This window comes from Sinorhizobium numidicum, assembly GCF_029892045.1.
GTDB classification, from domain to species: Bacteria; Pseudomonadota; Alphaproteobacteria; order Rhizobiales; family Rhizobiaceae; genus Sinorhizobium; species Sinorhizobium numidicum.
Map to the genome: position 1 here is coordinate 952,179 of NZ_CP120368.1, position 19,046 is coordinate 971,224.

The following is a 19,046-nucleotide window of genomic DNA, read 5'->3' on the forward strand; positions in this document are numbered from 1 at the left end:
AACAGAAGCCGCCGTTTCCGGCGGCTTCACCCCGCCGGACTTCCGGCAAAATGCGGCTGTCGTGGCCGCAGGAAATACAGGGACGAGACATGACGGTCATCGACAATCACGAAGCAGTCGGCATGGAGGGCGTGCCGCGCCTGTCCGAAGCCTCTGCGCGCGATTATTTCGAGCTGCTGAAACCGCGCGTCATGTCTCTCGTCGTCTTCACGGCCTTTGCCGGGCTCGTTCTCGCGCCCGGGCATATCAATCCCTTCATCGGCTTCATCGCGATACTCTGCATTGCTGTCGGCGCTGGCGCCTCCGGCGCGCTGAACATGTGGTACGACGCAGACATCGATGCCGTCATGAGCCGCACGGCCAAGCGGCCCATTCCCGCCGGCAAGATCCTGCCACAGGAAGCGCTCGCGTTCGGCCTGACACTCTCGGCATTTTCCGTGATCATCCTCGGGCTCGCCGTCAATTGGTTCGCAGCCGGGCTGCTCGCCTTCACGATTTTCTTCTACGTGGTCATCTACACCATGTGGCTGAAGCGCTCGACGCCGCAGAACATCGTCATCGGCGGCGCCGCCGGAGCTTTCCCGCCGATGATCGGATGGGCCTGCGTGACCGGTGGCGTGTCGGTCGAAAGCATCGTCCTCTTTCTCATCACTTTCCTTTGGACGCCCGCTCATTTCTGGGCACTGGCGCTTTTCAAGATGGGTGAATATGAGGCCGTCGACGTGCCGATGATGCCGAATGTCTGCGGCGAGGCGGCGACGAAGAAACAGATCGTCGTTTATGCCGTCCTGACCGCATTGATCGGCATCTGTCCCACCTTCCTCGGCTTTGCGAGCCTTGGCTATGGGGCGTTCGCGACGGCCATGGGGCTGGGCTTCGTCTGGTATTCGATCGCGGTGCTGCGCATGCCTGAAGGAGATCAGCGGATGGTGCCGGCCAAGAAGCTCTTCGCTTTCTCGATCGCCTATCTTTTTGCGATCTTCTCGGCCCTCCTGGTCGACCACGTCATCGCCCAGATCTGGCTCAATGCCGGAGGTATCGTCTGATGGAAACCGTCAAACTCAGCGAAGCCCAGCGGAAGTCGCGCCGCGGCCGCAACATCGCTCTCGGCTTCGTCCTGGCCGGTCTCGTCGTCCTTTTCTACGTCGTCACGCTGATCAAGTTCGGCAACGGCATGGTGAATTGAGGCGCTGCCTATGACCCCGCAAGCACAAAGGAAAGAGCGTTCGAATGGCGTAATCGTCGGCGCATGCGTCGCCTTCGTCGCCGGCATGGTCGGTATGGCCTATGCCGCCGTGCCGCTCTACGACATGTTCTGCCGGGTGACCGGGTATAACGGCACGACGCAGCGGGTCGAGCAGGCTTCTGATGTGATCCTGGACGAAAAGGTGAAGGTCACCTTCGACGCGAATACCGCGTCCGGCCTTCCTTGGGAGTTCAGGCCTGTTCAGCGCGATATCGACGTAAGGATCGGCGAGACCGTGCAGGTCATGTACCGTGCCAAGAATCTCTCTTCGAAGCCGGCCACCGGCCAGGCGACCTTCAATGTGACGCCGATGGCGGCAGGCGCCTACTTCAACAAGGTGCAATGCTTCTGCTTTACGGAAACGACGCTCGACCCGGGCGAGGAGATGGAGATGCCGGTCGTCTTCTTCGTCGACCCGGAGATCGTCAAGTCGGTCGAAACCAAGGGCATCAAGACATTGACGCTGTCCTACACCTTCTACCCGCGCGAACCATCGAAGCCGGTCGCCGAAGTGAAGGCGAAGGCGGGGGTATCTGAGAACAAACTTTGACAGGAGGTCCGTTTCGGCTAAGCCGGGGGCGGACGACAAGAGAAAGACCTATCGGGGATTACTGACATGGCCGATGCGCATCAGAAGAATCACGACTACCACATCATCGACCCGAGCCCGTGGCCATTGCTCGCCTCCATCGGCGCCTTCATCATGGCTTTCGGCGGCGTCGGCTATATGCGTTACTTCTCCGGTGGCTCCTTCAAGGTGTTCGGGATGGAGCTTGCCAATCCGTGGGTCTTCTTCATCGGCCTGGCGCTCGTTCTCTATACCATGTTCGGCTGGTGGTCGGACACGATCAAGGAAGGGCATGAGGGACATCATACCCGCGTCGTGTCGCTGCACCTGCGCTATGGCATGATCATGTTCATCGCCTCGGAGGTGATGTTCTTTGTCGCCTGGTTCTGGGCATTCTTCGATGCGAGCCTCTTCGCCGGAGAGGCTATCCAGGCTTCTCGCGCCGCTTACACCGGCGGCGTCTGGCCGCCGAAGGGCATCGAGGTTCTCGATCCCTGGCACCTGCCGCTCTACAATACCGTTATCCTGCTGCTGTCCGGCACCACGGTCACCTGGGCGCACCACGCGCTGCTGCACGACGACCGCAAGGGGCTCGTCTATGGCCTGACGCTGACGGTTCTGCTCGGCACGCTCTTCTCCTTCGTGCAGGGCTACGAATACGCACACGCCCCGTTCGCCTTCAAGGACTCGATCTACGGCGCGACCTTCTTCATGGCGACGGGCTTCCACGGCTTCCACGTTCTGGTCGGCACGATCTTCCTGCTGGTCTGCCTGTTGCGCGCGCTGCGCGGCGACTTCACCCCGAAACATCATTTCGGCTTTGAGGCGGCTGCCTGGTATTGGCACTTCGTCGATGTGGTCTGGCTGTTCCTCTTCTTCTCCATCTACATCTGGGGTGGCTGGGGTGCGCCGATCGCCCACGGTTAAGGCCAATTCGTCGACGATGATAATCATGGGCGGTTGCGGTCACGCAGCCGCCCTAATTTTTTACGCGAAACACGATCCGCGGTGTAGACGATGAAGAGCGCTTGGCCATGGCTGATCGCTGCGGGGTTGGTCCTGTCGCCGTCCCTTTCGGCGTCGGCCGCCGAAACGGCCGATCGGGTCGTGGTCCACAAGGAACGCCGCATCCTGCAACTGTTCCAGGGGACTAGGCTGTTGCGCGAATATCCGGTCGCTCTCGGCGGCGATCCGGCCGGGCACAAGGAGCGCGAAGGCGACCGCAAGACGCCGGAGGGGCGTTATGTCCTCGATTGGCGCAACGACGAGAGCAGTTTCTACAAGTCCATCCACGTTTCCTATCCCGGACCTCAGGACATTGAGGTGGCGGCGGCCAAGGGGATCGATCCGGGTGGCATGATCATGATTCACGGTCAGCCCAACTACTTCGGCTGGCTGGCGTTTTTGACGCAGATGTTCGATTGGACGGACGGCTGCATTGCAGTTACCAATGCTGAGATGGACGAAATCTGGGATATGGTTCCCGACAACACTGCGATTGAGATCAACCCATGAATGACGACAAGGCACTTTACCCGCCAGTCGATCCGATCGTTGCCGGTCTCAAGGGCCACTGCCCGCGCTGCGGCCAAGGCAAGCTTTTCGATGGCTTCCTGAAAGTCCGGCCGGCCTGCACGAATTGCCAACTCGACTATGGCTTCGCCGATTCAGGCGATGGACCCGTCGTCTTTGTCATCCTGATTGTCGGCTTCATCGTCGTCGGCGCGGCGCTCTGGATGGAGGTCAACGTCAATCCGCCGTTGTGGCTGCACTTCCTGCTCTGGATACCCTTGGCGACCGTCTTCAGCCTGGGGCTGATGCGGATGCTGAAGGGCGTGCTGATCAATCTGCAATACCGCAACAGCGCACGGCAGGGCGAGATCGACCGTGGTTGAGGAGCACAAGCCGTTGCGCGGTGGCCTCGGTCGAGTTGCGGGCTTTGCTCTGGTCGTCGCGGCCTTTGCGATACTGGTTTCCCTCGGTACCTGGCAGATGCAGCGACTACATTGGAAAGAAGCTTTGATTACCGCAATTGCGGAGCGGCGATCGGCGCCCCCGGTATCTCTGCAGCAGATTGAGGCGATGGCGGCGGCCGGCGATGACATCGACTATCGCACGGTAAGCGTGTCCGGAACGTTCGAGCACGGCAGGGAGCGCCACTTCTTCGCCACTTACGAAGGCCGCACCGGCTATTACGTCTTCACACCGCTGATGCTCGCGGACGGCCGCGCGCTTTTCGTCAACCGTGGCTTCGTACCCTTCGAGAAGAAGGAGGCGTCGACGCGCCCCGACGGGCACGTAACGGGAAGCATGACGATCAACGGGCTCGCTCGGCCAAGGCTCACGGAGAAGCCGTCGTCGCTGGTGCCGGATAACGACATCGCCAAGAACATCTTCTATTGGAAGGATCTCGATGCGATGGCGACGGCTGCCGATATCCCTGCCGATCGCGTGGTTCCTTTCTTCGTCGATGCCGATGCTTCGGAAAACCCAGGCGGCCTGCCGATCGGCAGCGTGACGCAATTCGATCTGCCGAACAATCACCTCCAATACGCGCTCACCTGGTATGGCCTTGCCGCGGCGCTCGTCGTTGTTACCGGGACCTATCTCTACCGGCGGAAGCCGAGGAATTTCCCCGGGGATTGAAACGGCAAACGAATGGGCATTCTCCTCCTTGGCGCCAGCGGAACTTTTCCCGAGACCGATGGTTCGGCGGGCGGAGATTTGACCTATGAACGTGAGTTCCGAACGCAGCGTTTCTCTCTGGATGGCAACCGTCCCGGAGTGGCATGCGGAACCGCTTGCCGCAAATGAGCGGGCCGATGTCGTGGTGGTGGGTTCCGGTATCGCTGGCCTCTCGATCGCCTACGAATTGTGTCGTCAAGGGCAATCCGTAATTGTTCTGGACCGGGGCCCACTGGGACGGGGCATGACGGCTCGCACGAGCGCGCATCTGGCCTCGGCCCTGGACGATTTTTACCACGAACTCATCGGAATGCGCGGTCTGGACGAAGCGGGGCACTATTTCCACAGCCAAGTCGCCGCGCTTGAGCGCGTGGAAGAGATCCAGCGGTCGGAAAAGATCGATTGCGACTTCCAACGCCTCGATGCTTACTTGTTCGCTGCGTCGAGCGCCGACATTTCTCTGTTGGAGAAGGAAATTGATGCCTGTCAAAAGTTGGGTTTTTCAGGCGTCACTTGGGAGGTAATGCCGGGTTCAGCCGAGGCCCCTCAGCACCGTTGTGTCCGATTCCCCAATCAGGCGCGTTTTCATCCACTCAAATATCTCGCGGGGCTGATCCGGTGCATTCAACGAGACGGCGGGCGCCTCTACGCAGAAACACCAGTTGTGAGCGTTGCAGAGAAGGGCGGCGAAACAATCGTCCAAACGCAACATGGCAACGAAGTCCATGCGAGGGCGGCGGTGATCGCCACCAACTCACCGATCAATGACTGGATCGCTATCCACACCAAGCAGGCGCCATACCGCACATATGTGATCGCCGGCCGCGCACGACGAGGATCGGTTAACGACGCGCTGTATTGGGACACGCTGGATCCTTATCACTATGTGCGCCTACAGCCTGGTGATGCTGATGATGATTGGCTGATCGTCGGCGGTGAGGACCACAAAACGGGGCAGGCCGACGACCAGTCGGAGCGAATCCTCAGGCTCACGGAATGGGCGAAAAGGCATTTTCCGACAATGCGAGACCCGGAATATGTTTGGTCGGGGCAAGTTGTGGAGCCGGTTGACTATGTTGCCCATGTCGGACGCAACCCCGGCAATGAGAACGTCTTTGTGGTGACTGGCGATTCTGGGGAGGGACTCTCGAATGGCGTTGCGGGTTCTCTGATCCTGCGCGACCTGATTCTGGGGCGGGAAAATGCTTGGGCAAGCGCCTACGCACCCAACCGGATCTCGATCAAGGCAGCTGGCGAGTATATTTCTGAAAACCTCACAATGGCGGCCAATCTCGCTAAGCATATAACCGGCGGCGAGCTGTCGACGCTTGACGATTTGAAACCGGGTTATGGCGCGCTGATCCGCCGTGGCACAGCAAAACTTGCTGCCTACCGCGACGATGATGGCGAGCTGCATCTCCGATCTGCCAGTTGCACGCATGCAGGCTGTGTTGTGCACTGGAATGCTTTTGAAAAGTGTTGGGACTGCCCATGCCACGGTTCTCATTTCTCCGTGGATGGCGAACCATTAAACGCGCCGGCGTTCAAGCCCCTAGCGAATGCGCAGGAATGAAGCCGCGGCAATACACCCCGACATTGGGCGTGTGGAAGCTGCCTTAGTGCGGCAATTCGCTGGACGGCTGTGCTCTGAACGATGTGGTTCTCGCATAGTCGGCCCACGGCCTGACGCCTGTCTGGTTCCTCTCCCGCGAGATCTGACGTTTGCCTTTGCCGAAGCTCTTCTTTCTTGTGTGCGCGATCGTTGCCGCTATATATGGCGCATGGTCGGTCCAGCCCGCAGCCCTCTCGGCGCAAGGCAATCCGGCGACACTCGCTTTCCTGTTCGTTCCATCGGCGTCCTGATCCATGGCCTCATCTGCCCCATCGAAATCTTCGATCACCATTCGGCTTTGCGGGCCGCGCGGCTTCTGTGCCGGCGTCGATCGCGCAATCCAGATCGTCGTACTGGCGCTCAAGGAGTTTGGCGCGCCGGTCTATGTCCGCCACGAGATCGTTCACAACCGCTACGTCGTCGAGGGGCTTGAGGCCAAGGGCGCGATCTTCGTCGAGGAGCTCGACGAAATACCGCCGGAGCATCGCAAGCAGCCGGTAGTGTTCTCCGCCCACGGGGTTCCGAAGTCCGTGCCGGCGGATGCGAATGAGCGCAACCTCTTCTATCTCGACGCCACATGTCCTCTGGTCTCGAAGGTGCACAAGCAGGCGATGCGCCACCACCGGATGGGCCGCCATGTTGTCCTCATCGGCCATGCCGGGCATCCGGAAGTCATCGGCACGATGGGGCAACTGCCGGAGGGCGCGGTCTCCCTCATAGAGACCGTCGCGGACGCCGATGCATACGTGCCGCCGGATCCGGACAATCTCGGCTTCGTGACCCAGACGACGCTCTCGGTCGACGATACCGCCGGTGTCATCAAACGACTGCACGAACGGTTTCCCAATCTGACCGCGCCGGCCGCCGATTCGATCTGCTATGCGACCACGAACCGACAGGAAGCGGTCAAACAGGCGGCGCCCGGCTGCGATCTTTTCCTGATCGTCGGCGCGCCGAACTCGTCTAATTCCAAGCGGCTCGTCGAAGTGGCGCTCAGGGCAGGGGCAACAAAATCCGTCCTCGTCCAGCGCGCGTCCGAAATCGACTGGGAGACGATCGGCGATATCTCCACCGTCGGTCTCTCGGCAGGCGCTTCGGCGCCGGAAGTGATCGTCAATGAGATCATCGAGGCGTTCCGCGAGCGCTATAACGCGACGGTCGAGCTTGCCGACACGGTCGAGGAAAACGAGAATTTCCTCGTGAACCGCGAACTGCGCCACGTCGAACTGACCGCCGCCGACATGGCTTTCGTCAACGGTGATTAGAGCGGGATAAGGAAAAGTGTGAGCGGCTTTTTCGCCCGCGTCCCGCTCCAACCTAGTAGAATAGCGTTTCTGAAAGTAGCGAGCCTTGGCAGTTTACACCGATATCACGGAAGACGACCTGATCCGCTTTCTCGCCGCCTATGACGTCGGTGCATTGACCTCCTACAAGGGCATCGCCGAAGGCGTCGAGAATTCGAACTTCCTTCTTCATACGACCAAGGGTTCTTACATCCTGACGCTCTATGAGAAGCGCGTGAATGCCGAAGACCTGCCGTTCTTCCTGGGCCTGATGCACCATCTCGCCGAAAGGGGGCTTTCCTGCCCGCTGCCCTTGCCGCGCGCCGATGGCAAGCTTCTGGGTACGCTCTCCGGCCGGCCGGCGGCCGTGATCACCTTTCTCGAAGGCATGTGGCTCAGAAAGCCGGAGGCGCAGCATTGCCGCGAGGTGGGGCGGGCGCTCGCCTCCATGCACATCGCCGGAGAAGGCTTTCCCTTGAAGCGCGCAAATGCGCTCTCCGTCGCCGGGTGGCGGCCGCTCTGGCAGAACTCGGAGGCGCGTGCCGATGAAGTGCAGAGCGGATTGAAAGACGAGATCGCGGCGGAGCTGGCTTACCTGGAAGACCATTGGCCGAAGGGGCTGCCGGAAGGCGTGATCCATGCGGATCTCTTCCCCGACAATGTCTTCTTCCTCGGCGATCGCTTGTCCGGTCTCATCGATTTCTATTTTGCCTGCAACGACTTCCTCGCCTATGACCTCGCCGTCTGCCTTAATTCTTGGTGCTTCGAGAAGGACGGCTCCTACAACATTACCAAGGGTATGGCCCTTCTCTCCGGCTACGAGAGCGTACGACGATTGACGGCGGACGAGGTGGCGGCTTTGCCGCTGCTGGCGCGAGGTTCGGCGCTCCGCTTCTTCCTGACGCGCCTCTATGACTGGCTGATGACGCCGGCAGGGGCGCTGGTGGTGAAGAAGGATCCACTTGAATATCTGACGAAGATCCGCTTCCACCGCGCTATCGTTTCCAGCGCCGAATATGGCCTGCGGCGCGAGGAGGCATCGGCATGAAGCACGTCGATATTTTTACCGACGGGGCCTGCTCGGGAAATCCCGGGCCGGGCGGCTGGGGTGCGGTGCTGCGTTATGGCGATGTCGAAAAGGAGATGTCCGGCGGAGAGGCGGAGACGACCAACAACCGGATGGAACTGATCGCGGCAATCTCGGCGCTGAATGCATTAAAGCAACCGTGCGAAGTCGATCTCCATACCGACAGCAAATACGTCATGGATGGGATCTCCAAATGGATTCACGGCTGGAAGCGCAACGGCTGGAAGACCGGTGACCGGAAGCCGGTGAAGAACGGTGAGCTGTGGCAGGCGCTCGACGAGGCGCGAGACCGCCACAAGGTGACCTGGCACTGGGTCAAGGGACATGCCGGCCATCGGGAAAACGAGCGCGCCGATGAGCTGGCGCGCAAGGGGATGGAGCCATTCAAGAAAATGCGCCGACCGGACGTTGTTAAATGAAAAACGGGCCGTATTGGCCCGTTTCGCCTGCCTTGAATGTCCGACTGGTCAAATCTGTTCCAGCATGGCGGCTGCACCGGAAACTGTCGCCTGGCCCGGGCTGTCTTCCACGTTCAGCGCCTTGACCACGCCGTCCTCGACCAGCATCGAATAGCGCTTCGATCGAATGCCGAGTGTGCCAGCCGAGAGGTCGATATCCATGCCGATCGCCTTGGTGAAGGCGGCATTCCAATCCGACAGGAAGTGGATCTTGCCCATGCCGCCGGACGAGGTTGCCCAGGCACCCATGACATGCAAGTCATTGACCGCGACCACGGCGATGTCATCGATGCCGCGCGCAAGAATCGCGTCGCGGTTTTCAAGATAACCCGGAAGGTGGTTGAGCGAGCAGGTCGGCGTGAAGGCGCCGGGAACAGCAAAGAGAACGACGCGCTTACCCTTGAAAAGCTGTTCGGTGGTTACTTCGACCGGACCGTCGGCGGTCTTTTCCTTGAAGGTTACGTTAGGTAGCTTGTCTCCGACAGCAATGGTCACGGCTCTCTCCTCGATGCTGAGCGGGCGGTCAGAACAGGCGCGCCCGCACTCTGCGAGGGACTATAGGCCCACGTCAATCAAAGACAAGGGTGGTTTCCATGCTGCGATCTCCGGCGCGCACGGTGAGGGCGATCGGCTTTCCAGCGATGCGTTTGTCCTTTCCGGAAAGCCTTACGGGAACGTCCACCCGGCGGTGTGTGGCCGGTTCACCGACAACTGGCTTGCCGAAGCTGATCCCGGATGGGCCGGCAAGAAAAAGCTCGGGTCTGCTGGCCTTTTGCGGCAACTGGAGATCAAGACGAATTACCCCGGCGGCCGCGTCAAAGGTCGCGGTCGTGACCCGGAAATCTTCGGATGGCGCCTCCGGGAGTGAGGCCACCGCATCGGCAATGCGCGCGCTGTCGAGCGGATTGTCGAAATCGCCTTCTTTCAGCGTGACGTCGAGTTCGCCCTGCACCGGAATGCAGATGTCTTCGCAGATGCCGAGAAAGACCGAAGCCCGGATCGTCACGTCCCGTCCATTGCCCACTCGTTTCAGGGTCAGCGGAAAGGCGACCGGGTCGTCATATCCGACATAGCGGCCCGCTCCCTCGCCGAATGTCTTCGGTACAGGGAAATGGATCGCATCGAGAACAACGCTGCCAGCCGGATCGAGCGTGATCTGCGGCGGTATTCCGCTAGGCCCCGGATCGCGCCAATAGGTCTTCCAGCCGGGCTCGAGCTTGACTTCCAAAATGGCGGGTATGGAGCCGTCCGCTTTGGGTTGGGAGGCGACGATCCGGATCGCGCCTCCGGTGACAGTCACCCATTCGCTGGCGGCCGCATAGGATTTGGCTGGCAGAAAAAATGCGAGGAGAAGGGTTGTCGCAGCGAGGCGCTGAGCCATGTTCTCTATTGTGGTGCGTCTGGTCATGGTCAAGCAGTATAGCGTTTCATCGTCGGCCTCCAGCCGCCCGGACGCATGGAAGCGATCATAATTGTTTGATCGCAGCGTTAGCGCCGCGCGTGCAATTTTCGCAGCCGCCACGTAGAGGCGCTTTTCATTTCGTGGCGAATTGGTAGGCTATCTCCATTATGGCAACAACGACGCTGCAAAAGACGCGTGAACGTGGCTTCCTTGACGGTCAGTTCCTGATCGCCATGCCCAGCATGTTTGACGCGAATTTTGCCCGCACAGTCATTTTCGTCTGTGCCCATTCCGAAGATGGGGCGATGGGTTTCGTGCTCAACCGGCCGCAACGCCTGACCTTTCCGGATGTGCTGCTGCACCTGCAGCTCCTCGATCCCGACGATGCAATCCGCTTGCCGGCGACGGCGCGCGATTTCCAGATACAGGCTGGTGGCCCCGTCGAGACCGGCCGCGGCTTCGTGCTGCATTCCGACGATTATTTAAGCGATTCCAGCATTCCCGTCAGTGACGACATCTGCCTCACGGCGACGCTCGATATCGTCAGGGCGATCTCCCGTGGTGAAGGACCGCTCAAGGCGACGATGCTGCTCGGCTACGCCGGTTGGGGCCCCGGCCAACTCGAAAACGAAATCTCGCAGAACGGCTGGCTGACGTGCCCCGCCAGCGAGGAACTGATCTTCGACCGCGCGCTTGACGAGAAATACGACCGGGCCCTGGCGCTGATGGGCGTCAGTTCCGCGATGCTTTCGACCGACGCCGGCCACGCCTGACCTGGCCGCCGAGGACGCGGCGGCGTCATACCAGCCTGGCACACTCAGAGATGCGCTGTTCGTTCAGCCGGTGACTTGCATGAAGCTCTTCGCGTGCAGCAATTGCGGTCAGCCAGTCTATTTCGACAATCGCTACTGCGTGGCCTGTGGCAGCCAGCTGGGTTTTCTGCCCGCGCAGACGGCGATCTATGCGGGAAATCCCTCAGGTGACGGAACCTGGCAATGTGCGGCATTGCCGGGGCAAAGGTTGCGATTTTGCGACAATGCCCGCATCGACGTCTGCAACTGGCTACTCACCGATGCGGAGCGCGGGCCTTTTTGTGCCGCATGCCGTCACAACCGGATTGTTCCGGCGGTCAGCCAGCCAGGTTTGCGACGATGGCAACGCATTGCTCAGGCGCAGCGCCATCTGTTCTATTCGCTGATCAGGCTGAACCTGCCTCGTCCGGACCGTGAAGAGGACCCGCAAGGCGGCCTCGTTTTCGATTTTCTGGCCGATGAGGTCGGCGCTGACGGGGAAGTCGTTCCGGCGATGACGCGCCACGAGGAGGGGCTCATCAGCCTGCGCGCTGCAGAAGCTGACGACGAGACGCGCGAAAGTATCCGTGTGTCGATGAACGAACCTTACCGCACATTGCTCGGGCACTTCCGGCATGAGATCGGGCATTTCTATTGGCCGCGGCTCGTTCGGGATGAACCGACGCTTGCCGAGGCGAGAGCGCTTTTCGGCGACGAACGGGAGGACTATGCCGAGGCTTTGCGAAGAAACTACGAGAACGGCCCACCCGCTGACTGGCAGGAACGCTTCATATCAAGCTATGCCAGCAGTCATCCGGCCGAGGATTTCGCCGAATGCTGGGCTCATTGTCTTCACATCGTCGATACGCTCGAGACGGCGCGCGCCTTTGGCTTGTCGATCGATCCGCGCCACCACGAAGAGATGGCGGCGGAAGTGGACTTCGACCCCTATACGGTGCGGGAAGCGCAGGTGCTTGTCGATTCTTGGATACCGCTGAGCGTTGCACTGAATGCTGTTCAGCGCAGTATGGGGCAGCCGGACAGTTATCCCTTTGTCCTTTCGCCACCGGTCGTCGAGAAGCTCGATTTCGTCATAAATCTGGTTCACGGCGCGCGGAGAAGCTGATCGCGAGTGCTGCAATTCAGAGCGCTGATTTTGTAGCTCGTTCGGCCCGCAGCGCCGTGAACACCGGCAGCTTTCAAGCCCTCTTCATCAGCGGAAATCGCTCCTTGAGCAGCCGCAGGATCGATTCCGAACCGACGGGCGGGCCGAACAGGAAGCTCTGCCCGTAGTCGCATCCCATCTGCGATAGCTGGATCGCATCCTCTTCCGACTCGATGCCTTCGGCCACTACCTGCATGCCGAGTTCGCGTGCCATCGTGATCACCGAGCGCAGCAGAATGCCGCGCTTGTCGCTCGGATCACGCACCAGCGCCTTGTCGATCTTGATCGTGTCGAAGGGAAAACGTGTCAGATAGGAGAGCGAGGAATGGCCGGTGCCGAAATCGTCCAGGGCCAGCCGCAGGCCCGCTTCCTTGAGCTTCTCGAGCACGAGACGAGCTTGCTCCGGATTCTCCATCACCAGCGATTCGGTCAGCTCCATCTTTACCTTTGCCGGATCGCAGCGGTTCTTGTTGAGGACCGCGCGCACGTCATCGTAGAGCTCGTTGTTGAGAAGCTGTGCGCTCGACAGATTGATCGAGACGAAAATCGGCAGGTCGCCGGTCTGGATCTGCCAGTCGGTGAGATCGCTCGTTGCCTTCTCGAAGGCGAACATGCCGATCTGGTTTATGACGTCGGAGTTCTCGGCAATCGGGATGAACTCAGTCGGCGAGATGTTGCCACGCTTAGGATGATCCCAGCGCATGAGCGCCTCGAAACCGGCGATCTCAGCGTCGCTAAGCCGGACGATCGGCTGATAAACAAGGGACAGTTCCTTGCGCTCGATCGCTCGCTTCAGATCCGCCTCGAGCTGAAGGCGGTCCGAACCCGACGTTCGGAATGCCGGCCGGAAGGGCTCGACGCGGCTGCCGCCCGCCTTCTTGGCGCGGAACATCGCAAGCTCGGCGTCATCAAGCAGGCCGGCCGCGTTCTGTTCCTGATCGAGCCAGGAAACGAGGCCGATCGAGGCGGTCAGGTTGATTTCGCGATTGCCGTAGTTGAGCGGAACCATGATCGCCTTGCTGACCGCATCGGCGAAGTCCGCGATCTTTGCCGGATCGCGCTCGGACATGAGGATCAGCCCAAACTGGTCGCCGCCGAGACGCGCCAGGGTATCTTGCGGGCGCAGGAGCCGGCGCAGGCGACGCGTCAAGGCGATGAGAATGTTATCGCCGGCAGCAATGCCGAGCATGTCATTGACCTGCTTGTAGCGATCGATGTCGATGGCGAGGACGGTCGGGCGCACGGGGTTGGCGCTGTCGGCCATCAGCAGGATCGCCTGCAAGCGGTCTAGGAACACCTGTCTGTTCGGCAGGCCGGTCAGATTGTCGAGAAGCGCGTTGTGCAGCAGCCGCTCGACCGAGTTGCGCTGTTCGGTGATATCGACAATGGTGCCGACGCAGCGGATGATTTCGCCGTTGGCGCCGAGCACAGGCCGCGCTCGGATCGATAGCCAGTGATAGTGACCGTCTTCGGCGCGCACGCGAAACTCATGGTTCAACCGGCCGCGCCTGTGTTCCAGGAGCACATCCAACGTCGCCCGGAACCGATCGCGATCGTCCGGATGCAGCCGCGGCACCCAGTTGCGGACAGGTCCACTCATCGTTCCGAGCGAGAGGCCGAGCTGGTGCGAGATATCGGGAATGGTGACAACGCGGTCGCGGGCCACGTCCCAGTCCCAGACCGTGTCGCCCGAACCGGTCAGCGCAAGCGATTGGCGTTCCAGGTCGGAGAACAGGCCCTGCTGGTAGGCGCCGCCGGCAAAGGCATGCTGCATGACGGTGAAGCCGATCAGAAGCACGATGAGGACGAGCCCCCCGCCAAGCGCCGGCTGCACGATGTCGTTGGCAAGCTGGCCGGTCACGGCAAGCCAGGCGCCGAAGAGCCAGACGAGGATCAGCAGCCAGGCCGGGACGAGAAGAATGGCACGGTCGTAACGGTTGAAGCCGAGATAGGCGATCAGCACGATGCCGACGATCGCCGTCAATGCGAAGGAGAGGCGGGCGATGCCCGAGGCGATTGCCGGATCATAGATGGCCACCCCGAAGAGCAGCCCCAAGCCAAGAATCCAGGCGAGTGTCGCGTAGCCAAGATGCTGGTGCCAGCGATTGAGGTTCAAATAGGTGAAGAGGAAGACGACCAGTCCAGCCGCCAGAAACACTTCTGCCCCCGCTCTCCATATTCGCTCGTCACCCGCCGTCACACTGATCAGCTTGGAAAGGAAGCCGAAATCGACGCAGATATAGGCAAGCACCGCCCAGGCGAGCGCCGCGGTCGCCGGCAGCATCGAGGTGCCTTTGACGACGAAGAGGATGGTGAGGAACACCGCCAGAAGTCCCGCAATCCCAAGCACGATCCCGCGATAGAGCGTGAATGCATTCACGGTGTCCTTGTAGGCGTCGGGCTGCCAGAGATAGATCTGCGGCAGATCCGGCGTTGTCAGTTCGGCAACGAAAGTGATGACAGCGCCCGGATTGAGCGTGATGCGGAAGACATCAGCCTCGTCGCTCGGCTGCCGGTCGAGCGCAAAACCCTCGCTCGGCGTGATCGACAGAATACGCTGGGATCCAAGATCGGGCCAGAACAGCTTGGAATTCACCAGCCGGAAATGAGGCGCGACGATAACGCGCTCGAGCTGCTCCTCCGAGACATTGGCAAGCGCGAAAACGGCCCAGTCCCCTTGATGGTTTTCCGTGCTCGAGCGCACCTCGATGCGCCGCACGATGCCGTCCGTGCCGGGAGCGGTGGAAACCTGGAACGCCTCGCCCCGTCCGCTGTAGATTTCCGTCGTGGCGGTGAGGTCGAGCGCGGTATCCTCCCGCGAGATTTTCACCGGTTCGAGCGCATGCGCGACGCCGCCGGCAAGGCCGAGCGCGAAGACGACGAATGCGACCAGAAGCGCCGCTAGCTTTGTGGCTGGCCACGCGAACGGCTTACAGGTTAGGGGCATCAAAGGGGCATATTCCTGTTCGGTACGGCGTCGGCGGACAGAAGGGAAAACATCAGATGATCCCGCCACTGTCCGTTTATCTTCAAGTACTGTCTCAAATAGCCTTCACGCTCAAAGCCGGCCTTTTCAAGGAGGCGAATGCTCCGTGCGTTCTCTGGAATACAGGCTGCTTCAATACGGTGCAACTCAAGGGTCGAAAAGATGTAGGGGATCGTCAGCTTCAGCGCCTCGAACATATGGCCCTGACCGGCATATTTCTGCCCCATCCAGTAACCGATCATGCAGTTCTGCGCCGCACCTCGCCGGATGTGGCCGATGGTCAAGCCGCCAAGGAGGATTTCATCGGGCTTGTGGAATAGGAACAACGGCACAGCCTGACCGGAGGCGTATTCCTGCTCATTGCGAATGACTCGGCTTCGAAAGGCGCTCTCGGTCATTTCGTCGACGCGCCAGGTCGGCTCCCAAGGCTCCAGGAAGGCGCGACTCGCGCTGCGCAAGTGGTACCACTGCCGATAATCGGCATACCGGGGCAGGCGGAGCAGGTAATGCTGATTGGCGATCTCGACCGACTCGGGCTGCCGCGACAGGAACCGAAAAACCGATCGTGCCATACGTACCTCCGGGCCAAACTCAGGAGCGGGATGCTGGCGGAAAACCGCGCCGCACTTCCCTATCCCGCATCAAATCAATTGCGTGAACGGGTGGGAATCCTCCGTTCGCGGCGCCGCCGATCACTCGTGCGAGGCCGTCGTTCAATCCTGAACGTTGCACAAGTTTGCGCTCGAATCGAATCCGATTTTTCAGGAATTGTGAGAGAAAGAAGATTGCCTCTCAACACGTCTATCGACAACGTCTCTACCGCGCCGCGCGTCTTTTCAGACGCACGAACTGCTGCATGGTTTATCCTTAAAATCGGCTCCGATTTTAGGAAACATGCAGTAATTAGCCCGCGAGCGCGCGTGTATCGGCCTTGGTGGTAAGCGTCGACAGGATATCGTTCATTGGCGCGAGATGTTCGAGCGGGCCGATCGCCGAAAGCGTGGGCACCGTATCGAAGAACAGTCGGCCTGCGAGATCCGTCAGGCGCTCGATCGTGATACCGGACAAGCGCTCCATCAGTTCGTCATTCGGAATCGGGCGGCCGTAGAGCATCATCTGGCGTGCGATCTGGCCGGCCCGGGCTGCCGGGCTCTCCTGGCCCATCAACAACTGCGCGCGAATCTGCGCGCGGGCGCGTTCAATCTCCTGCTGCTCTATGTTCATCGACGACTTACGCAATTCGTCGACGATCACCGGCATCAGTTCCGGCAGGTTTTCGCCGCCGGTCGCCGCATGGACACCGAAGATACCGGTATCGGAAAAGCCCCAATGAAAGGCATAAACCGAATAACAGAGACCCCTGTGCTCGCGCACTTCCTGGAACAGGCGCGAAGACATGCCGCCGCCAAGAATGTTCGCCAGGATCTGCGAGCAGTAAAAATCGCGGGCGTGATAGGCCTTGCCTTCGAAGCCGAGCAGAATCTGCGCATCCATGAGGTCGCGGCTTTCGCGGCTATCGCCGCCGGTATAACGCGCCGTGTCGAGAACGGGTGAAGAAAGCGGTGCGGTCGCGAGAGTGGAAAAGCGTTCCTCGACCTGGCGCACAAGCGAGTCGTGCTCGACGGCGCCGGCTGCGACGATGAAGATCCGGTCGGTCGTATAGTTGCGGCCAAGATAGTGGCGGATCTGGTCGGCCGAGAAGGACAAGACGGTCTCCGGCGTCCCGAGGATCGGCCGGCCGACCGTCTGGTCGCGGTAGGCTGTTTCGGCGAAGCGATCGAAGACCACGTCGTCCGGCGTATCGTCGGCAGCCCCGATCTCCTGCAGAATAACCTGCTTCTCGCGCCGGAGCTCGTCGTCGTCGAACGTCGACTCGGTCAGGATATCGGCGAGGATGTCGACCGCCAGCGGCACATGATCCTTGAGCACGCGGGCGTAGTAGGAGGTCGTCTCGGTCGAGGTGGCCGCGTTGACCTCGCCGCCGACATTCTCGATCTCCTCGGCAATCTGGCGAGCGCTGCGCCGCCGGGTTCCCTTGAAAGCCATGTGCTCCAGCAGATGCGCAATTCCGTGTTCATCCACGGTTTCGTTTCGCGATCCGGACTTGATCCAGACGCCGAGTGCCACACTTTCGAGATGCGGCATTTGCTCGGTCACCACCGTCAGCCCGGAAGGGAGCCGGGTGCAGTCAACTTTCATCATATGCTTCTTTCGTTCCTAATCCCGAACGCGGGTACGCTCGCCGATGAAGGTTTCGACGTTCTTAAGCTCCGGATCCAGGATATCGAAACGCTCCGCCCTGTTCATGAGATCAGCAAGCCACGTCGGAAGCGCGGGGTCAATACCACTTGCCGATTTTACTGCAGCAGGGAATTTCGCAGGATGGGCTGTCGCGAGCGTCACCATCGCGGCCGAAGATTTCTCATGTTTATCCGCGACGTGCACACCGATTGCCGTATGCGGATCAAGGAGATAGCCGGTTTCCTCGAAGGTTTTGCGGATGGTTTTCGCCACCTCCTTTTCCGAGGCGCGGCCGGCGCGAAACTCCTTGCGGATTTTTTTTAGCGCGCCGTCACCGATCGCAAAAGAACCGGACTGGCTGAGGCTTGCCATTGCCGCACGCACCGCGGCCGGATCACGCTCATTGGCCTCGAACAGCAGCCGCTCGAAGTTGGAGGAGATCTGGATGTCCATCGACGGCGAGGTCGTCGCCTTGACTTCGCGCATCTCGTAGCGCCCGGTCTTCAAGGTGCGGGCGAGGATGTCGTTCTCGTTGGTGGCGATAATCAACTTGTCGATTGGCAAGCCCATGCGCTTGGCGACGTATCCGGCGAAGATATCGCCGAAATTGCCGGTCGGCACGGTAAAGGAGATCTTCCGATCCGGGCCGCCAAGCGCGACGGCCGTCGTGAAATAATAGACGATCTGGGCCATGATGCGCGCCCAGTTGATCGAGTTGACGCCCGAAAGTTTGACGCGGTCACGGAACGCCTCGTCATTGAACATGGCTTTGACCAGGTTCTGGCAATCGTCGAAATTGCCATTGATGGCGATCGCATGCACGTTCGCTTCGGTGGCGGTCGTCATCTGTCTTTGCTGCACCGGCGAAACCTTGCCATGCGGGAAAAGAATGAAGATGTCGGTGCGCTCCCGTCCGGCAAAGGCGTCGATCGCCGCCCCGCCGGTGTCTCCGGACGTCGCTCCGACGATCGTCGCCCTTTCGCCGCGTTCGGCAAGAACATGGTCCATCAGTCGGGCGAGCAGTTGCATCGCCACGTCCTTGAAGGCGAGCGTCGAACCATGGAAGAGCTCGATGACGAAAGCGTTGGGGCCGGTCTGAACCAGTGGCGCTATGGCCGGATGGCGGAAGGTAGCATAGGCATCGTCGATCATCTCGCGGAATTTGACGGCTGGGATTTCGCCATTGGTGAACGGCTCGAGGATGGTGAAGGCGATCTCTTGATAGGATTTGCCGCGCAACGCCCGGATCTCCTTCTTCGAGAATGTCGGCCATTCCTTCGGTAGGTAAAGCCCGCCGTCACGAGCCAGCCCCGCCAGAAGAGCGTCGCAGAAACCGAGAGATTTTGCTTCTCCCCGTGTCGAAATATACTTCACCATCGTTTTCCTTCGTCGTGCGAAACCAAGATGGTCTCGGGCCGAATCAAGCCGAAACCCATGCAGAAGTTCAAAGTGCTACAGCCTCCGCCGTGCGTCTGAAAAGACGCACGGCGCTGTCGTGCGAGAGTGTTGCAGACCGCAAGTG

General features: G+C 60.4%; 20 protein-coding genes. 14 read left to right on the forward strand and 6 right to left on the reverse strand.

The window, feature by feature from the left end; genetic code table 11:
* The first annotated feature begins 89 nt into the window (after positions 1–89).
* The 12 genes from PYH37_RS15600 (at position 90) to rnhA (ending at position 8,900) form a co-directional block, all read left to right on the forward strand.
* Positions 90–1,046, forward strand: coding sequence for a heme o synthase (locus tag PYH37_RS15600; protein WP_280735824.1), 957 nt, complete (start codon positions 90–92; stop codon positions 1,044–1,046).
* Complete coding sequence (locus PYH37_RS15605; protein ID WP_280735825.1) at positions 1,046–1,186, forward strand: hypothetical protein; 141 nt, start codon at positions 1,046–1,048, stop codon at positions 1,184–1,186. The genes PYH37_RS15600 and PYH37_RS15605 overlap by 1 nt, the downstream gene beginning before the upstream one ends.
* A gap of 10 nt (positions 1,187–1,196) precedes the next feature.
* The gene (locus PYH37_RS15610) at positions 1,197–1,796 is read left to right on the forward strand and encodes a cytochrome c oxidase assembly protein (RefSeq protein ID WP_280735826.1); all 600 of its coding nucleotides are present in this window, start codon (positions 1,197–1,199) and stop codon (positions 1,794–1,796) included.
* A gap of 66 nt (positions 1,797–1,862) precedes the next feature.
* Positions 1,863–2,741, forward strand: a complete 879-nt coding sequence (locus tag PYH37_RS15615; protein WP_280735827.1) for a cytochrome c oxidase subunit 3 — start codon at positions 1,863–1,865, stop codon at positions 2,739–2,741.
* A gap of 90 nt (positions 2,742–2,831) precedes the next feature.
* Positions 2,832–3,329, forward strand: coding sequence for a L,D-transpeptidase family protein (locus PYH37_RS15620; RefSeq protein WP_280735828.1), 498 nt, complete (start codon positions 2,832–2,834; stop codon positions 3,327–3,329).
* On the forward strand, positions 3,326–3,709 hold the full coding sequence (locus tag PYH37_RS15625) for a DUF983 domain-containing protein (protein ID WP_280735829.1): 384 nt from the start codon (positions 3,326–3,328) through the stop codon (positions 3,707–3,709). The genes PYH37_RS15620 and PYH37_RS15625 overlap by 4 nt, the downstream gene beginning before the upstream one ends.
* Positions 3,702–4,460, forward strand: coding sequence for an SURF1 family protein (locus tag PYH37_RS15630; RefSeq protein ID WP_280735830.1), 759 nt, complete (start codon positions 3,702–3,704; stop codon positions 4,458–4,460). The genes PYH37_RS15625 and PYH37_RS15630 overlap by 8 nt, the downstream gene beginning before the upstream one ends.
* A gap of 85 nt (positions 4,461–4,545) precedes the next feature.
* A complete protein-coding gene (locus PYH37_RS15635) occupies positions 4,546–6,072 on the forward strand; it encodes an FAD-dependent oxidoreductase (RefSeq protein WP_280735831.1) in 1,527 nt (508 codons plus the stop codon).
* A gap of 176 nt (positions 6,073–6,248) precedes the next feature.
* Positions 6,249–6,362, forward strand: coding sequence for a hypothetical protein (locus PYH37_RS15640; protein WP_280736060.1), 114 nt, complete (start codon positions 6,249–6,251; stop codon positions 6,360–6,362).
* A 3-nt stretch (positions 6,363–6,365) separates the two neighbouring features.
* Positions 6,366–7,376, forward strand: coding sequence for a 4-hydroxy-3-methylbut-2-enyl diphosphate reductase (gene ispH, locus PYH37_RS15645; protein ID WP_280735832.1), 1,011 nt, complete (start codon positions 6,366–6,368; stop codon positions 7,374–7,376).
* 85 nt (positions 7,377–7,461) lie between these two features.
* Entirely contained in the window at positions 7,462–8,442 is a 981-nt protein-coding gene (locus PYH37_RS15650) for a homoserine kinase (protein WP_280735833.1), read from the forward strand.
* Positions 8,439–8,900, forward strand: a complete 462-nt coding sequence (gene rnhA, locus PYH37_RS15655; protein ID WP_280735834.1) for a ribonuclease HI — start codon at positions 8,439–8,441, stop codon at positions 8,898–8,900. Before PYH37_RS15650 ends, rnhA begins: the two co-directional genes overlap by 4 nt.
* Positions 8,901–8,948: 48 nt before the next feature.
* Here rnhA and PYH37_RS15660 read toward each other — a convergent pair whose 3' ends face one another.
* Entirely contained in the window at positions 8,949–9,434 is a 486-nt protein-coding gene (locus PYH37_RS15660) for a peroxiredoxin (protein WP_280735835.1), read from the reverse strand.
* 73 nt (positions 9,435–9,507) lie between these two features.
* Entirely contained in the window at positions 9,508–10,347 is an 840-nt protein-coding gene (locus PYH37_RS15665) for a protein-disulfide reductase DsbD domain-containing protein (RefSeq protein WP_280736061.1), read from the reverse strand.
* A gap of 161 nt (positions 10,348–10,508) precedes the next feature.
* Here PYH37_RS15665 and PYH37_RS15670 point away from each other — a divergent pair, with 161 nt between their 5' ends.
* Positions 10,509–11,114, forward strand: a complete 606-nt coding sequence (locus PYH37_RS15670) for a YqgE/AlgH family protein (RefSeq protein ID WP_280735836.1) — start codon at positions 10,509–10,511, stop codon at positions 11,112–11,114.
* Between the two features lie 79 nt (positions 11,115–11,193).
* Positions 11,194–12,258: a zinc-binding metallopeptidase family protein gene (locus tag PYH37_RS15675; protein WP_280735837.1), complete on the forward strand. Its 1,065-nt coding sequence runs from the start codon at positions 11,194–11,196 to the stop codon at positions 12,256–12,258.
* 73 nt (positions 12,259–12,331) lie between these two features.
* Here PYH37_RS15675 and PYH37_RS15680 read toward each other — a convergent pair whose 3' ends face one another.
* The 4 genes from PYH37_RS15680 to thrC form a co-directional block, all read right to left on the reverse strand.
* Positions 12,332–15,244 (reverse strand): sensor domain-containing phosphodiesterase, encoded by a 2,913-nt coding sequence (locus tag PYH37_RS15680; protein WP_280735838.1) that lies wholly within the window; start codon positions 15,242–15,244, stop codon positions 12,332–12,334.
* Entirely contained in the window at positions 15,244–15,855 is a 612-nt protein-coding gene (locus PYH37_RS15685) for a GNAT family N-acetyltransferase (RefSeq protein ID WP_280735839.1), read from the reverse strand. The genes PYH37_RS15680 and PYH37_RS15685 overlap by 1 nt, the downstream gene beginning before the upstream one ends.
* 331 nt (positions 15,856–16,186) lie before the next feature.
* Positions 16,187–17,485 (reverse strand): M16 family metallopeptidase, encoded by a 1,299-nt coding sequence (locus PYH37_RS15690; protein WP_280735840.1) that lies wholly within the window; start codon positions 17,483–17,485, stop codon positions 16,187–16,189.
* A gap of 15 nt (positions 17,486–17,500) precedes the next feature.
* A complete protein-coding gene (gene thrC / locus PYH37_RS15695) occupies positions 17,501–18,901 on the reverse strand; it encodes a threonine synthase (RefSeq protein ID WP_280735841.1) in 1,401 nt (466 codons plus the stop codon).
* Positions 18,902–19,046 lie beyond the last annotated feature (145 nt).

Excerpts from the sequence above, each read along its gene's own strand:
- PYH37_RS15615 (WP_280735827.1), top strand. The coding sequence starts at position 1,863 with ATGGCCGATGCGCATCAGAAGAATCACGACTACCACATCATCGACCCG.
- PYH37_RS15635 (WP_280735831.1), top strand. The coding sequence starts at position 4,546 with ATGAACGTGAGTTCCGAACGCAGCGTTTCTCTCTGGATGGCAACCGTC.
- rnhA (WP_280735834.1), top strand. The coding sequence starts at position 8,439 with ATGAAGCACGTCGATATTTTTACCGACGGGGCCTGCTCGGGAAATCCC.
- PYH37_RS15680 (WP_280735838.1), bottom strand. The coding sequence starts at position 15,244 with ATGCCCCTAACCTGTAAGCCGTTCGCGTGGCCAGCCACAAAGCTAGCG.
- PYH37_RS15670 (WP_280735836.1), top strand. The coding sequence starts at position 10,509 with ATGGCAACAACGACGCTGCAAAAGACGCGTGAACGTGGCTTCCTTGAC.
- PYH37_RS15685 (WP_280735839.1), bottom strand. The coding sequence starts at position 15,855 with ATGGCACGATCGGTTTTTCGGTTCCTGTCGCGGCAGCCCGAGTCGGTC.
- PYH37_RS15620 (WP_280735828.1), top strand. The coding sequence starts at position 2,832 with ATGAAGAGCGCTTGGCCATGGCTGATCGCTGCGGGGTTGGTCCTGTCG.
- PYH37_RS15605 (WP_280735825.1), top strand. The coding sequence starts at position 1,046 with ATGGAAACCGTCAAACTCAGCGAAGCCCAGCGGAAGTCGCGCCGCGGC.
- PYH37_RS15690 (WP_280735840.1), bottom strand. The coding sequence starts at position 17,485 with ATGATGAAAGTTGACTGCACCCGGCTCCCTTCCGGGCTGACGGTGGTG.
- PYH37_RS15625 (WP_280735829.1), top strand. The coding sequence starts at position 3,326 with ATGAATGACGACAAGGCACTTTACCCGCCAGTCGATCCGATCGTTGCC.
- PYH37_RS15665 (WP_280736061.1), bottom strand. The coding sequence starts at position 10,347 with ATGACCAGACGCACCACAATAGAGAACATGGCTCAGCGCCTCGCTGCG.
- PYH37_RS15610 (WP_280735826.1), top strand. The coding sequence starts at position 1,197 with ATGACCCCGCAAGCACAAAGGAAAGAGCGTTCGAATGGCGTAATCGTC.
- ispH (WP_280735832.1), top strand. The coding sequence starts at position 6,366 with ATGGCCTCATCTGCCCCATCGAAATCTTCGATCACCATTCGGCTTTGC.
- PYH37_RS15675 (WP_280735837.1), top strand. The coding sequence starts at position 11,194 with ATGAAGCTCTTCGCGTGCAGCAATTGCGGTCAGCCAGTCTATTTCGAC.
- thrC (WP_280735841.1), bottom strand. The coding sequence starts at position 18,901 with ATGGTGAAGTATATTTCGACACGGGGAGAAGCAAAATCTCTCGGTTTC.
- PYH37_RS15600 (WP_280735824.1), top strand. The coding sequence starts at position 90 with ATGACGGTCATCGACAATCACGAAGCAGTCGGCATGGAGGGCGTGCCG.